We start from the raw sequence: 15,290 nt of genomic DNA on the forward strand, positions 1-15,290 counted from the left end.
TGGTGGACGCTACTGGGCTTGAACCAGTGACCCTCGCCTTGTAAGGGCGATGCTCTCCCAACTGAGCTAAGCGTCCATCAATTTGTGTTTCTTGCTGTACTTCGCAAGTGGGGCGGTATTATAGAGTTGCGGCCGTCACTGTCAACAACAAAATTTGAGATTATTTACTGTTTGCATGAAAAGCGATCAGAATGCCTGTTTTTGCGTAAGCAATCACCAGATATCAGGCCTTACTGCTGTTACGTAAGTCATGTAACGTGCTTTTTTGGCGGCCATTACACTGGTAGAATGCCCGCAACTTTTGATTCACTACTTACAGAGAGATTCCATGTCGGTTGTTACCAGATTTGCGCCTAGCCCTACAGGTTACTTACATGTAGGGGGCGCACGTACCGCATTATATTCCTGGCTGCTGGCCAAGCGTCACGGTGGTCAGTTCGTGCTTCGGGTTGAAGATACTGATGTAGAGCGGTCAACTGAAGAAGCCAAACAGGCTATTCTGGATGGGATGCAGTGGTTAGGACTGAACTGGGACACCGGCCCGGTTTATCAAACCGATCGTTTCGATCGTTATAAAACGCTGATCCAGCAGTTACTGGATAACGGTCAGGCCTATAAGTGCTTTATGAGTGCAGAAGAGCTTGATGCCATCCGTGAAGAACAAAAAGCCAAAGGTGAAAAGCCCCGTTATCCGGGCACCTGGCGTGACCGTACCGACCACCCTGAAGGTGAACCCTTCGTGATCCGCTTTAAGAGTCCCCAAGAGGGCAGTGTGGTATTTGACGATCACGTGCGCGGACGAATTGAGTTTAAAAATTCGGAACTGGACGACTTAATCATCCAGCGTACCGACGGCACGCCTACTTATAACTTCTGCGTGGTGGTAGATGACTGGGATATGGGCATTACCCATGTGGTGCGTGGTGAAGACCATATTAATAATACTCCCCGCCAGATTAATATTCTGCAGGCGCTGGGTGCACCGGTACCCGAATATGCGCATGTGTCGATGATCTTGGGTGATGACGGTAAAAAACTGTCCAAGCGCCATGGCGCTGTCAGTGTTACCCAGTACCGCGATGATGGCTTCCTGCCACAGGCATTGCTGAACTATCTGGTCAGACTGGGTTGGTCCCACGGCGACCAGGAAGTATTTTCGGTGTCAGAAATGATTGAGCTATTTAGCGTTGACGCCATTGGCCAATCAGCCTCTGCTTTTAATACCGAAAAACTGATTTGGTTGAACCAGCACTATATTAAAAGCTTGCCGGCCAGTGAAGTGGCGGCGCATGCCCGTATGCATTTCACCGACCTGGGGATTGATTTACATGCCGGTCCGGCCCTGGAGTCAGTGATTGCCATTCAGGCCGACCGGGTGAAAACGTTAAAGGAACTGGCAGAAATCAGCACCTATTTCTATCAGGATTTTGACAGCTTTGATGAGAAAGCGGCGAAGAAGCACTTACGACCAGTGGCCAGACAGCCACTGGAAACAGTAAAAGAAAAACTGATGGCTCTGGAAAACTGGACACCAGAAGCTATTCAGGGCGCTATCAACGACACCGCTGAAGAACTGGAAGTCGGCATGGGCAAAGTGGGCATGCCATTACGCGTTGCAGTGACCGGTGGCGGCAACTCACCATCGCTGGACGTCACGCTGAATCTGCTGTCCAGAGATAAAGTCGGTGAGAGAATAGACAAAGCGCTCACTTTTATAGCAAACAGAGAAAATTCATAAAAAAACCGTTGACATAAAAAGGGGGGGTGCCTAGAATGCGCCCCGCTGTCACGGAACAGTCACACAGAAATGTGTAACGTGATGGGGCCATAGCTCAGCTGGGAGAGCGCTTGCATGGCATGCAAGAGGTCGGCGGTTCGATCCCGCCTGGCTCCACCAAATTCTGGCAATGCGTGTTAACGAATTGCTTAGGCTGAAGGTTGCAAACCTTCGGACAAAAAATCTTCGTAGTAAGTATCAGTTATTCAGTTTACTGAATACATGTCACCATACGCTACAACTGAGAAGCTTAGCTTTTCAAAAGATTTATTGTCCCCTTCGTCTAGAGGCCTAGGACACCGCCCTTTCACGGCGGTAACAGGGGTTCGAATCCCCTAGGGGACGCCATTTTATGGAGTCACAAGCCTAACTTGTGCATAGGCTGAAGTAGAGAGAAATCTTATACTTCGGACTGAAAGTCTGGGTTAACAGAGCTTACACGCTTAGTTAGCTATTCAGAAGCGTTGCTTTTGATGAAAGATTTTAGTCCCCTTCGTCTAGAGGCCTAGGACACCGCCCTTTCACGGCGGTAACAGGGGTTCGAATCCCCTAGGGGACGCCATTTTACGGAGTCACAGACCTAAACTGTGCATAGGCTGGAGTAGAGAGCAATCTCGTGCTTCGGACTGAAAGTCTGGGTTAACAGAGCCTACACGCTTAGTTAGCTATTCAAAAGATTTGCTTTTGATGAAAGATTTTAGTCCCCTTCGTCTAGAGGCCTAGGACACCGCCCTTTCACGGCGGTAACAGGGGTTCGAATCCCCTAGGGGACGCCATATAGAAAAAACCAGCCGAAAGGCTGGTTTTTTTTTGCGTGCTCGCCGGGATGAGAAGCCCTTATTCAGTATGCTGAAGCCCCCGAAATCGGGGTAGCTAATTCAGCGGGGTTCGACTGTCTGGCCGGGAGCCAGACAGAACGTGCGCAGCACGGCCCGCAGGGTCAGGCGCAGGACGCGCCTGATAATCCCCTAGGGGACGCCATACAGAAAAAACCAGCCGAAAGGCTGGTTTTTTTTTTGCGTGCCCGCCGGGATGAGAAGCCCTTATTATTGCCTGGAAGCCAATACCCACCACATTATGAATTCGGTGTACGAAAAACTGATCACTTCTTTTAACTTTGCTGTAATGAGACTGTCATGCCACTGTCGCAATCAGGCCGTAGTCTTTATCGGGCGCTGAAAAGGTATCGCGAATCAGTGACAACACATGGAATTAGTTGTAATTATTGGAGAAGTATATGATCCATAGTGACTCCCCCGAATCTCTTGCCTGCTGTATTGAAGCCATCGCTTTGGCCAAACGCCATCCTTCCGCCTCTGCGGACGAATTACAAACATTACTGGCGCAACAAGGCTATGCCGAACCGGTGATCTCTCAGGTAGCCGACCCGGCTCGTTCAAATAGTGCGCTCACCAGTCAGTTGGCCTGATTAGTCAAACACGCTAATATCAGCCTGAAACGGCTTCAGGCTGTGCAGAACTGTATAACGGGGCGGTAAGCTATCGGCCCCCCCGAATGGGGCTGCTACGTCTGTTAAACCAGTCTTTTCGTGCAAACTGAATTAAATCTGTTAGGCTGACTGCATCGTGTTGGCACGCACTTATTTCCTTGCATTACTTATCCTGCGTGCAACCCATTCACCTTTCTAAAAGGTAACGTTATTTTTCTTAAAAGTAAGACCCGTGCAGGAAAACCTATGACAAGGTCAGTAGAAAACGATATCCGGACGATTCAGTCTATTGATGTCATTCCCCACATAATGAAAATGCTCTCTGATGCCACAGGCTTGCGCTTTCTCTGTGTTGCCAGGGTGACAGAAGATAACTGGACCATGTGCGCTGTGCAGGATGAAGCAGATTTTAACCTGGAAGTTGGCGATGAGCTGGATATCAAAACCACCTTTTGTAGTAAGGTAATGCGCACATCTGAACCTGTTATCATTGAAGAAGCCTCTTCCGATGAAGTCTACAGCTTAAGCGAAATCCCAGGGATGTATGGGTTTGAGAGCTATTTCTCTTATCCGATTTATAATGAGAATGGCGAGTTTTTCGGCACACTTTGTGGGTTAGACCCTCGTCCAATGACCTTGAAAACGCCGGCCATTCAGAATCAAATTGCTTCTTTTGCAGAGCTTATATCCCGTCAGTTGGTAACGCATGATCGCTTACAGAACGTCGAGTCGGCATTGGGTGATGAGCAGGCCGCAGCAAAATTGCGTGAACAGTATATTGCTATTTTAGGGCATGATCTGCGTACGCCGCTATCCTCGTTGAAAATGGGTATAGATTTTCTCAAAAGCGACATCACTGAGCAGACAGCCCTAACCGTACTGGAGCGAATGGATCGTAGCAGCCATCGTATGGCCCGTTTATTAAGCGATGTGATGGACTTTACACATGGAAAAATGGGTAAAGGGATACCACTGCATCTTAAAAATGTAACGAACCTGGAAGCGTTACTTAATCACACCGTGGCCGAACTGGCCGAGCTTCATCCCGATAACGATATCTGCGCTGACATTCACATTGACGGTACCCAGTACTGCGATCCGGATCGCTTATGCCAATTGTTATCCAATTTGCTAGTGAATGCCTTACTGCATGGTGAAAACAGCAAGCCGGTATACGTAAGAGCCAGAGCAAGTAGCACGGAGCTGTTTATTCAGGTTGCCAACGGCGGTAAAGCGATTCCTCAAAACGTGCAGGACAAACTTTTCCAGCCATTCTGGCGCAAAGAAAGCAGTGAAGAAAAGAACGGACTGGGGCTGGGGTTATTTATCGCTTCGCAAATTGCGCAGGCGCACCGGGGGAAACTGGATGTGCAGTCCAGTGCTGAACAAACGGCGTTTACGTTTTCAGCGGCCATGTAGTGGCCGCTGAATAAGCAGCAAATCACTTCGCTGACCATATCAAAGACACCGGTGTGGCTGCCCAGCCGCGCCGTTATCCGGTTACCCGCCGTGTAATACTTCCATTACGCCTGATCCACCGCGTCAACCAATTACCTGCCTGGCTGGTCATGATAAGATACGCGCGAAATTTTATTCTATGACACCGGAGGGCAGGCATGTCTACATATCCAATTGGTACACCCGGCACCCCATGGGGCGAAACAGAAAAAGCGCAGTGGCTGGCGCAACAGAAAGTTGTGCGCAGTTATCAGGAGGAAGTGCTGTCAAAGCTGACGACTATTCCGGCCGGCTTTGAACTCAAACAGTATGGGGCATTGCCTTACGATGAGAGTCGCTATCCGTTGAACGCTGTGGTGCCAGTGTCTTTCACCGATAACGTGCCAAATATTCTGGTCACCGGCGGAGTGCATGGCTATGAAACCAGTGGTGTGCAGGGGGCACTGAAGTTCATCAATACGGCACTGGCAGGCTATCAGCAAAAAGCCAATGTGGTGGTGGTGCCGTGTGTAAGTCCATGGGGTTATGAAACCATTAACCGCTGGAACCCCATGGCGATGGATCCGAACCGGTCGTTCTTTGCCGACTCACCGGCACCGGAATCGGCACAAATTATGTCTTTTGTGCAATCTCTGGGTATCACTTTCGATATGCATATTGATTTACATGAGACCACAGACACTGACAATTCAGAATTCCGTCCGGCCCTGGCGGCGCGCGATGGCGTCACCCATGACAATTGGAATATCCCTGATGGCTTCTATCTGGTCGCTGATACGCCAAAGCCTGCGATAGCCTTTCAGGAAGCCATTATCGAGAAGGTCAGAGCCATCACCCACATTGCCCCGCCAGATGATAACGGCAAGATCATTGGTGCCGATGTGATCAGTGAAGGCGTGATTTGTTACGACAAGTCCTCTTTGCATCTGTGTGGCGGCATGACTGGTGCGCAGTATGTTTCAACTACCGAGGTTTATCCAGATTCTGCTAACGCCACGCCAGAAAATTGCAATGATGCACAGGTAGCCGCCGTGACAGCCGCTATCGACTATGTATGTCAGCAGTAACATGCAAAACAGACGCTTGAACGTATAGACGTCTAAATGTATATTGGGTCTCTGTCCAGGAGGCCCTATGTTCGATGTTCAAGCGTTAATTTATACTGGTAACCGTCAGCAGCTGATACACCAGAGCTGTGAGTCTGAAGACGCGTTTTTTGCCCGGCTACAAGCCACACATGGTGTGTATGTTTGCCTGTGGTATGACATGCAACCGGCGGCTGGTGGTATCCAATCTGTTAAGTCTGACAAACAGGCTCAGCATGCCGTTAACTGAACAGTCGCCCTGCATCGGACGGTGTCAGTTAAACGAACGTGATGTCTGCACCGGTTGTTACCGAACCATCCACGACATCATCCAGTGGCGCAGTTATTCTGACTTACAACGCCGGGAGGCTGTAGCGCGCATTGAGCAGTGCAAATCTGCCCTGAACCCACCCGTGTTTTCGCATAAGTAGTTGGTCGCTGCCCCCCAGTTTTGCTACACTTGCGCGCCATTTATACAACCCCTCTGACACGCGGAAACGACCCCTGATGAGTAAAATTATGCTGGCGCCGATGGAAGGCGTGGTGGACTACCTGATGCGCGATATGCTGACTCAGGTCGGCGGTTTCGATCGCTGTGTGACCGAGTTTGTGCGTGTGGTCGATCAGAAGCTGCCGAAGCGGACATTCTATCGCTTGTGTCCGGAGCTGCAGCAGGGCGGGAAAACTGCAGCGGGCGTCCCGGTGCGCGTACAGTTGTTAGGGCAACATCCTGAGTGGCTGGCAGAAAATGCTATGACGGCAGTAGAGCTTGGCTCGCCGGGTATTGATCTTAACTTTGGCTGCCCGGCCAAAACGGTGAATAAAAGCAAGGGCGGGGCAGTCCTGCTGAAGGAAACCGATACCCTTTACCGCATAGTCCGCGCCGTACGCGAAGCTGTGCCCGCCGACATTCCGGTGAGTGCAAAAATTCGTCTGGGCTTTGAAGACAAGTCGCTGGCCATTGATAACGGGCTGGCTATTGCGGACGCCGGCGCCGATGAACTGGTGGTGCATGCGCGTACCAAAACAGAGGGTTACAAGCCACCTGCCTACTGGGATTACATTGCCAGAATACGCCAGCATATTGATATTCCGGTTATCGCCAATGGGGAAATCTGGAGCGAAGCTGACAGCAAACGGTGTCAGCAGGTGTCAGAATGTACAGATCTTATGATTGGGCGTGGGGCGCTGGCGTTACCAAATCTGGCACGCTGTATACGTTACGGTGAAGCGCCCATGCCGTGGGCTGAAGTGGCAGATTTGCTGATCCGGTATTCAGGATATGAGATCTTTGGTGATAAAGGCCGCTATTACCCTAACCGTATTAAACAATGGTGTGGATATCTGCGTCGTCAGTACCCGCAGGCAGAAATATTATTTAATGATATCCGGCGCTTAACTGATGCGCAGGCCATAGTAGACGTACTTGCCCGCCAGTCCTCGCAGAACCACGTTGCTTAACCTCACCTGCGCTTGTGGAGCGCAGAGTATTTCGTTAGTTTTATCCCGATAGTCCTTTGACGTAAAACATTGCACCGGTGTCGCCGGTGCTATATCGATAACTAACGTAACGGTATTTCCATGAATCACTCAACTTCACGCTTATCGCTGGCGTTGGCGTGTCTGTTTTCTGTGGCACTGACAGGTTGCGCAAGCAGTCAGGGCAGCAAAGAAGAGCAGGCAGCTAAAGTCTCTGTCGATCCTAATCCCTATCCCAGTACTTATACCCCCATTGCCGGTGAAACCACGGTAATCACTAATGCTACGGTGCTCGATGGCGTGGGCAATAAATACGAAAACGCCATGGTGCATTTTGCCGATGGCAAAATTGTGGCAGTGGGCGAGGATCTTGAGATCCCAGAGAACGCGAAGGTCATCGATGCAAAGGGCCAGTGGGTCACGCCAGGCATTATTGATAACCACAGCCATCTGGGGGTGTATCCTTCGCCCGCAACCCGCTCACACAACGATGGTAATGAAATTACTGACCCGGTAACCGCGGAAGTCTGGGCTGAACACTCTGTTTGGCCGCAGGATCCGGGCTTTGGCCGCGCGCTGGCCGGTGGTGTAACCACACTGCAAATTCTGCCGGGATCTGCCAACTTGTTTGGCGGTCGGTCAGTGGTACTGAAGAACGTACCAGACCGCACCATGCAGGACATGAAATTCCCTGATGCGCCCTATGGCATGAAGATGGCGTGCGGTGAAAACCCTAAGCGGGTTTATGGTGAAAAAGGCGGACCTTCTACCCGTATGGGTAACGTGGCCGGTTATCGTCAGGCGTGGTCTGATGCGCAGGACTATATGCGGAAATGGGAACGCTACGAAAAAGAGTATGCTGACGGTAAAAATCCAAAAGCGCCAAAGCGGGATCTGCAACTGGAAACCCTGGCCGGGGTGTTAAAGGGTGACATTCTGGTACACATGCACTGTTACCGCGCTGATGAAATGACGGTAATGATGGATGTAATGCAGGAGTTTGATTACCAGATTGGCACCTTCCATCACGCGGTAGAGTCGTACAAAATTGCCGATAAGCTGAAAGAGAATAACGTCTGCTCGGCGATGTGGGCTGACTGGTGGGGGTTCAAACTGGAAGCCTATGACGGTATTCGGGAAAATATTCCGGCGGTGCATGAAGCCGGTGCCTGCGCCATTGTGCACTCCGACAGCGATCTTGGCATTCAGCGCCTGAATCAGGAAGCCGCGAAAGCCTGGTCAGACGGTAAACGTGCCGGTCTGGATATCCCTATGGCCGAAGCCTGGCAGTGGTTGTCTGCTAACCCCGCGAAGTCGTTAGGCGTGTTTGATAAAACCGGTTCACTGGAAGCGGGCAAACAAGCCGACCTGGTGCTGTGGAATGGCAACCCGTTCTCTACCTATACGAAAGCCGCTCGGGTTTATATTGACGGTGGTCTGGCGTATTCGCTGGATGACGACGACAGCTGGCCGGTGAGTGATTTTGAGTTAGGACAGGTAGGTGAAGGAGACGTAAAATGAAAAAATTAGCATTACTGATCACTGCCAGTCTGCTGTCAGCCCCCGTGCTGGCAGAAAAAGTGGCTATTACCGGCGGTAAAATATTTACCCTTGCAGAGCAGGGCACGCTGGACTCAGGCACAGTCTTAATGACCGACGGCAGGATTGACCGGGTTATTACAGGCACAGAGGTACCGCAGGGGTACCGGGTGATTGATGCCAGTGGCAAGGTGGTTACGCCTGGTCTGGTTGGCTCCATGACGTCACTGGGGCTGGTGGAAGTGTCATCCTCTGCTGGCGTGGTTGACTCGTCTGTAGAGAGCACCCCCATTACCCGTACAGGCGCGGCGCTGGATGTTTCCTATGCAGTGAACCCGGATTCCTCCCTGCTTGGGGTAACTCGCATTGAAGGTATGACATCGGCAGCAACTTCGGTAACTTACACCGACAACCTGTTTTACGGCCAAGGTGCGGTGATAACCCTTAGCGGCGATGCCCCGGTACTTAAGCCACGGGCTTTTATGGTCGTAAATGTGGGCGAAAGTGGCGCCAATGATACGGGCGGCACCCGCGCTGCGTTATGGGTAACACTTGAAAATGCGCTGGCTGAAGCCGCGGCGGCGGATTCTGACCTGTCACCTACTCAGGACTGGCACGGCTTAAATACCCGCGCTGATGTGAAGGCACTTAAGGCGGTACTGTCCGGAGATATGCCATTAATCATGGAAGCGGATCGCGCCGCCGATATCCGTCAGGTTATTGCGTTTAAAAAGCGTCACAACAACATTAATGTGGTTCTGATGCATGGCGTAGAAGCCTGGCGGGTCGCCAGTGAACTGGCTGACGCGGACATTCCGGTCATCCTCGACCCTGAGTACAACCTGCCGGGCGGCTTCGACCAGATGGGGGCAACGCTGGCTAATGCTGCGCGTCTGGAAGCTGCCGGGGTAACGGTAGCCGTGGGTATGGACACGCATAATATTCGCCTGGCCACCCAACATGCCGGCAACGCGGTGGCCAACGGCCTGTCTTATGAAGGCGGGCTGGCAAGCCTTACCAGTGCACCGGCGGCCATCCTCGGTATAGATGACCAGTTAGGTTCACTGGCACCCGGCAAGCGAGCCGATGTTGTGATTTGGAGCGGGGATCCGCTGGAAGTGACACAGGTCGCCGAGCAGGTCTTCATTAACGGTGAAGCGATAGAAATGCGTTCACGACAAACCCGCTTACGTGACCGCTACCTGGCGGTACAGGAAGAGCAGGCCCGCCGACCGACACATTATGTGCGGCCGGATTAAGCCGAGAAGCGGTACTTTGCGCTGAAAGCGGCAGGGTATAAATAGAAAAACCGGCGGGGTATTCCCCGCCGGTTTTTTTGTTTCCGTTACCATCACTACACCGTAATACCGCTGGTTTTACTGCCGATCATAGTTATACAAACGTGTCTACCTGGCCACCGATACGTGAGCTAGGATCCGGTGCCTGAGCAGCCTGCGCCTGCGCCGGCGTACTGCTGGTATCCGGCGGTGGCGAGGATAATTCAGCGGTTTCGCGGGATTGCTGCGGCGACGAGTTTACCTGCGTGGTGGCAGGCGGAAACGGGGTATTACCAGATATTTCCATGTATTTCCTCCAGACTAAACTCATTAAGTGTAGAAGAGCTTCACTAAAAGGCAATTACCCCGCGGGAAGGATCAGTGGTTTGAGGGTGGTGTTCATCCACTCAGCTATTTGAGGTTGCGCGTCCGCGTTAGGGTGAATTTTATCCCGTTGCATCAACGACGGGTCCAGCGCTATCGACTCTAAGAAAAATGGCACCAGAACCACATTCTGCTCCGCCGCTACATCATCAAACGCCTGCGAAAACATGTCGGTATAGCGTTTGCCATAGTTAGTCGGTATTTGCATGTCCTGCAACAACACCGTCGCATCTGAGGCTTTGGCGAGGGTAATCATTTGTGTCAGGTTCGCTTTGAGTTTGTCTACCGGATGTCCTTGCAGCCCGTCATTACCACCCAGTTCTATCAGCACATGACTGGGGTTATGCTGCTCCAGCAGACGGGGCAGGCGAGCCAGACCGCCATCGGTTGTCTCCCCGCTTATCGCAGCATTCACTACGTCGATCGGAACCTTGTCGTCACGCCAGATATTTTGTAACAAACTAACCCAACCCTGGTGTTGCTTAAGACCATATGCTGCGCTTAGGCTATCCCCTAAGACCAGTAGCCGGTAAGCTGCGGTGTCTGCCTGTGAGGACGGGGGCTGGCCCTGATCTGAAAGGGCTGACCATGGTATTAATAAGAAAACCAAAGCCACGAAAACGTGACGGCGACGTTGGAAAACAGACACGAGAGTATCGACTCCTTTATGATTACTACGAAAAAAATAACCAAAACCGTAACTACGAGTGAAGGTCAGTTGCAGATCCTTCAGCCAATTTCATTTCAAGTCAAGGACGGTGAGTCGATTGCCATTGTCGGTGCGTCAGGGTCAGGTAAATCCACCTTGCTCAGCCTGCTGGCTGGGCTGGATCAGGTAACCAGCGGTGAAATATTCCTGGACGATGAACCCTTACACAGTCTGGATGAAGAGGCTCGTGCGCAGTTGCGAGGTGCCAAAGTTGGCTTTATCTTCCAGAGTTTCATGCTGGTGCAGAGTCTCACTGCGCTGGAAAATATTATGTTGCCAGCTGAGATAGCCGGACTGCCAGATGCCCGCAAGCGCGCTCAAGCGATCCTGGATGATGTAGGACTGGCGCACCGTGCGCATCACTACCCCAATCAATTGTCTGGTGGTGAACAGCAACGGGTGGCCATTGCCCGGGCGTTCATCGGTCAGCCTAAAATATTGTTTGCCGATGAGCCCACCGGTAATCTGGATGAAGCGAACAGCCATAAAGTGGAAGCACTGCTGTTCAAACTGAATCGTGACGTGGGCACAACGCTGGTGCTGGTCACCCATGATACGGCGCTGGCTAAAAAATGTGATCGGCAACTGGTGATGCAGGGCGGTGCCTTGTCTGAGCCCGAACGCACCGGTGACGCACAGTCGCGGGAGGCTGGGTAATGTCCACCGTGTTCAGTCTGGCGTGGCGATTATTTCGTCACGAAGCGCGACGGGGCGAACTCACCATCATACTGCTGGCCATTGTGTTATCAGTGGGGGCGGTGTTGTCGTTGTCATTGTTCAGCGAACGCTTGCAGGGTGCACTGCAGGAACGCTCAGCGAGCTTTTTGGCGGCCGATACCCAATTGCGCTCGCGGGATCCGGCTGACGCCGCCTGGCTTGAGAAAGCCGCAGAGTTTGATTTAACTACTGCCAAGCGAGTGAGTACCCGGTCGATGGCATTTGGCGAGCAAAAAATGTCGCTGGTGGATTTGCGCGCGGTCAATGATGCATACCCGTTAAAAGGCCAGGTCACCATTGCCGATGCGCCGTTTGGCACCGAGTCAGTGACTGACACCTTGCCCCAACCCGGCGAGGCCTGGCTGGACTCACGGTTGTTTCAGACCCTGAATGTGGCTTTGGGAGACCAGGTCTATATTGGCGACGCCAGCCTGACCATTGCCGGGGTGGTTTCTGAAATCCCCGATGCCGGCTTTAGCCTATTTTCTACCGAGCCGATTGTGCTGATGCGACTGGAAGACTTACCCGCCACCAATGTGGCAGGACCGGGGAGCCGGGTCAATTACGTCCATTATTTTGCCGGCGAGGAGGCGCAACTGGCCGCCTATTACGACTGGTTGCGCCCGCAGCTGAATGACGAGGTGCATCGCTGGCGTGCAGTGTCTGATGATGATTCGCCCATCGGTCGTTCGGTGGCCAGAGCGGAGCGGTATTTCCTGTTAGCCAGTTTACTGGCCATCATTTTGGCCGCGGTATCCATTGCGGTTGCGGCGCAGCGCTACAGCCAGCGCCATTTCGACCCTGTGGCCATTATGAAGACACTGGGCGCGTCCGGCCCTATGATCCGTAAAATCTATGTACTGCAAATTTTGTTTATCACCTTACTGGGCATCGCCCTGGGGCTGATCATCGGAGTGGTTATTCAGCAGGTCGTAGTCTGGGCGTTAGCCGACAAGGTCGACGTTACCTTGTCCGTGTGGCACTGGCGGCCGGTAATCATTGCCGTATTTACCGGCGCCATTTGTGCATTTTTGTTCTCTTTGTACCCGTTGTTGCGATTATTTTCGGTACCTCCATTACGGGTACTGCGCCGGGACATTGACTCCACTGTCAGCAGCCGCACCTTACAGTTCGGTGCCTCCGGCAGTGCGGTATTTTTGCTGATGTGGGCCTACAGCCAGGATTTGACCATCAGTGCCATTTTATTTGCTTCCGGTGTGGTGCTGGTGGCGGGCCTGCTGGTTATGACATACGGCCTCATCCTGCTGGGCCGGAAACTCGGCAGTGGCAGCATGGGGCCGTGGCAACTGGCATGGGCCCGTATTCGTCGACGGGCCATGGACAACAGTGTGCAGTTAATAAGCTTTTCCGTCACCATTATGCTGTTGCTGGTGGTGCTGGTTATGCGCAACGACATGGTGGCGCAGTGGCGAGCCCAACTGCCTGAGGGCACCCCCAATTATTTCTTAATTAATATCACCCAGGAGCAAAAACCGGCCCTCTCGTCACATTTTGAAGAAAACAATGTCGAGGTAGATGAGTTCTATCCGGTGGTACGCGGGCGCTTCGTGGCGGTCAACGGTGAGCGGGTTAACACCGAAGTTACTAAAGAAGAGGAAAATGCTCCGCGGGAAGGGCGTGAAGGCCTGGGCCGCGAGGCTAACCTCACCTGGAGTAACACCCTGCAGAGTGAAAACCGCATCGCCGCCGGACAATGGCACGGTGACAGTATGCTGGCACTGCCCGACGGCACCTTTGCGGTGTCCGTAGAAGCAGATGTGGCCGATCGGCTGGATATCGAATTAGGCGATAGCCTGACCTTTAATATAGGCAGTGAGGTGGTGACAACTGAGGTGACCAGTTTCCGTGAGGTGAACTGGCAGACCATGCAGCCGAACTTCTTCTTCGTGATAGACCCTGCTGCCATGGAGGCCTTCAAGCCGACCTATATCACCAGCTTTTACCTGGATACCGAACGCAAAGCTGAACTAACCGGTCTGTTACAGCCGTTCTCCTCAGTCACGCTGTTTGATGTGGACGCCCGCATTAATCAGTTGCGTGAGATCGTTGAGCAGGTCTCGCTGGCGGTAGAATTTATTCTTATTCTGGTGTTGGCAGCCGGTTCGCTGGTGTTGATTGCCCAGGTCCAGGCCAGTATGGATGAACGTCAGGAAGAGCTGGCTATTCTGCGCACGCTTGGCGCCAGGGGCAAAGTGATCCGCGCCAGTGTAGTACTGGAATTTGTCATTATTGGCGTGGTGGCGGGCTTTATGGCCGCACTGGCCAACGAGCTCAGTTTGTATTTGTTGCAAACACAGGTCTTCCAGATGGAAGGCAGCTGGCACTTCGCCTACTGGCTGATTGCGCCACTTGCCGGTGCAGTCGTAGTCGGTCTGCTCGGCGCAGTGGGGTGCTGGCGGTTATTATCACTTAACACCACCGCGTTACTGCGACGTATGGTATAGAGCCATACTTACTGAGACACAGAAGCCGCGATATTCGCGGCTTTTTTATTTGCGTACCTACACCGGTATCTGGTCTGAAGCGGCAGGTGACTGGGCAGGGTTCGTCACGTTCTTGGGTGCGGGAACACAATAGTGCTTTACTGCCCTGGAGATAAGCACAGAGCCCACCACGGCGGGCGCGATCCAGAAAACCCACTGCCACTGACCTAGGTCGGAAAAAAGTGAGCGGCCCCCAAATGCCATAAATGCCGTGTACACACCAATGCCAGAGCCGCAGATATTACCGATATGAGCACGCATCCAGTCGTTTCTGCTTGCCGTTTCACGCCAGCAATAGCGGAAGATATCCACGGTGGACATCAGGCCAATCAGTGAGAAAATCATAAACATGATGTGAGAATGGATGACGCCGGTGATCAATACACCCAGCGCACTCAGCAGTAACATTGCCGGTAATATCTGGTAGCGCCACTGACGCAGTTGGCGCACATTGGCCTTTACTTTAAGTACCACAGTTGCGTATACCACATTGGTTAAAACCAGAATACAGAGGTAGAACAGGAACGCCATGAACTGGCGAATAGCAGCTGCAACCGCGGCTTTATCTGCCCCTTCGTCAAACAAACCTGCTTTAAAGTACGCCGGCGCAGCGATGACCATCAGTGCAGATACTGCCCCGGACAGCGACAAAAATAGCATGCAATTAGCGTACAGCCGTCCTGATTGAATATGCCTGGGGCTGCCCTTGGTATAAAAAATTGGTACCCAGAACAGTACCAGCGCAATCCCCCCGGCAGCCACATGCAGCCACACCAGCAGTTGGTAAAATGAAAGTAATCCGTCGTTGAATATAGTCATGTTAGAAGTCCATGTTGGGTAAGTTAAGTAAAGTGTGGCAGCTCCTTGTGAAGGGCAGTAGTGCCAGAAGTCACTGAGATAAAAGTGACTTT

14 protein-coding genes and 5 tRNA genes are annotated in these 15,290 nt (G+C 52.3%); 15 read left to right on the plus strand and 4 right to left on the minus strand.

The window, feature by feature from the left end:
• A tRNA-Val gene (locus tag OCL06_RS11760) sits at positions 1–76 on the minus strand.
• 252 nt (positions 77–328) lie between these two features.
• Here OCL06_RS11760 and gltX point away from each other — a divergent pair.
• The 13 genes from gltX to OCL06_RS11825 all read left to right on the plus strand — a co-directional run bounded on the left by gltX (position 329) and on the right by OCL06_RS11825 (position 10,047).
• Entirely contained in the window at positions 329–1,738 is a 1,410-nt protein-coding gene (gltX, locus tag OCL06_RS11765; protein ID WP_262994741.1) for a glutamate--tRNA ligase, read from the plus strand.
• 83 nt (positions 1,739–1,821) lie between these two features.
• Positions 1,822–1,897 (plus strand) — tRNA-Ala (locus OCL06_RS11770).
• A 152-nt stretch (positions 1,898–2,049) separates the two neighbouring features.
• Positions 2,050–2,125, plus strand: a tRNA-Glu gene (locus OCL06_RS11775).
• A 138-nt stretch (positions 2,126–2,263) separates the two neighbouring features.
• Positions 2,264–2,339 (plus strand) — tRNA-Glu (locus tag OCL06_RS11780).
• 138 nt (positions 2,340–2,477) lie between these two features.
• Positions 2,478–2,553 (plus strand) — tRNA-Glu (locus OCL06_RS11785).
• Between the two features lie 461 nt (positions 2,554–3,014).
• Complete coding sequence (locus OCL06_RS11790) at positions 3,015–3,206, plus strand: hypothetical protein (RefSeq protein ID WP_262994743.1); 192 nt, start codon at positions 3,015–3,017, stop codon at positions 3,204–3,206.
• A 267-nt stretch (positions 3,207–3,473) separates the two neighbouring features.
• Positions 3,474–4,646, plus strand: coding sequence for a GAF domain-containing sensor histidine kinase (locus OCL06_RS11795; protein WP_262994745.1), 1,173 nt, complete (start codon positions 3,474–3,476; stop codon positions 4,644–4,646).
• A 197-nt stretch (positions 4,647–4,843) separates the two neighbouring features.
• Entirely contained in the window at positions 4,844–5,752 is a 909-nt protein-coding gene (locus OCL06_RS11800) for a M14 family metallopeptidase (protein WP_262994747.1), read from the plus strand.
• A gap of 67 nt (positions 5,753–5,819) precedes the next feature.
• Entirely contained in the window at positions 5,820–6,020 is a 201-nt protein-coding gene (locus tag OCL06_RS11805; protein WP_262994749.1) for a hypothetical protein, read from the plus strand.
• A complete protein-coding gene (locus tag OCL06_RS11810; protein ID WP_262994751.1) occupies positions 6,007–6,201 on the plus strand; it encodes a DUF1289 domain-containing protein in 195 nt (64 codons plus the stop codon). The genes OCL06_RS11805 and OCL06_RS11810 overlap by 14 nt, the downstream gene beginning before the upstream one ends.
• Before the next feature lie 76 nt (positions 6,202–6,277).
• Positions 6,278–7,231: a tRNA-dihydrouridine synthase gene (locus OCL06_RS11815; RefSeq protein ID WP_262994752.1), complete on the plus strand. Its 954-nt coding sequence runs from the start codon at positions 6,278–6,280 to the stop codon at positions 7,229–7,231.
• 120 nt (positions 7,232–7,351) lie between these two features.
• Entirely contained in the window at positions 7,352–8,770 is a 1,419-nt protein-coding gene (locus OCL06_RS11820) for an amidohydrolase (protein WP_262994754.1), read from the plus strand.
• Positions 8,767–10,047, plus strand: a complete 1,281-nt coding sequence (locus OCL06_RS11825; protein ID WP_262994756.1) for an amidohydrolase family protein — start codon at positions 8,767–8,769, stop codon at positions 10,045–10,047. Before OCL06_RS11820 ends, OCL06_RS11825 begins: the two co-directional genes overlap by 4 nt.
• A gap of 133 nt (positions 10,048–10,180) precedes the next feature.
• Here the strand turns inward: OCL06_RS11825 and OCL06_RS11830 are convergent, their stop codons facing one another.
• Together OCL06_RS11830 and OCL06_RS11835 are read right to left on the minus strand one after the other, a co-directional pair.
• The gene (locus tag OCL06_RS11830) at positions 10,181–10,372 is read right to left on the minus strand and encodes a hypothetical protein (protein ID WP_262994758.1); all 192 of its coding nucleotides are present in this window, start codon (positions 10,370–10,372) and stop codon (positions 10,181–10,183) included.
• A 54-nt stretch (positions 10,373–10,426) separates the two neighbouring features.
• Positions 10,427–11,098, minus strand: a complete 672-nt coding sequence (locus tag OCL06_RS11835) for an arylesterase (protein WP_308446011.1) — start codon at positions 11,096–11,098, stop codon at positions 10,427–10,429.
• 18 nt (positions 11,099–11,116) lie between these two features.
• Between OCL06_RS11835 and OCL06_RS11840 the strand changes: the two genes are divergently transcribed.
• Both OCL06_RS11840 and OCL06_RS11845 read left to right on the plus strand, forming a co-directional pair.
• Positions 11,117–11,815, plus strand: coding sequence for an ABC transporter ATP-binding protein (locus tag OCL06_RS11840; RefSeq protein WP_262994760.1), 699 nt, complete (start codon positions 11,117–11,119; stop codon positions 11,813–11,815).
• Entirely contained in the window at positions 11,815–14,340 is a 2,526-nt protein-coding gene (locus OCL06_RS11845) for an ABC transporter permease (protein ID WP_262994761.1), read from the plus strand. The genes OCL06_RS11840 and OCL06_RS11845 overlap by 1 nt, the downstream gene beginning before the upstream one ends.
• A gap of 57 nt (positions 14,341–14,397) precedes the next feature.
• On the opposite strand, the gene OCL06_RS11850 is transcribed toward OCL06_RS11845, so the two are convergent.
• Positions 14,398–15,198 carry a hypothetical protein gene (locus OCL06_RS11850; protein WP_262994763.1) on the minus strand — a complete coding sequence of 267 codons (801 nt, stop codon included), beginning with the start codon at positions 15,196–15,198 and terminating at the stop codon, positions 14,398–14,400.
• Positions 15,199–15,290: the final 92 nt, after the last annotated feature.

It is taken from the genome of Alteromonas salexigens (assembly GCF_025628895.1).
GTDB lineage: Bacteria > Pseudomonadota > Gammaproteobacteria > Enterobacterales > Alteromonadaceae > Alteromonas > Alteromonas salexigens.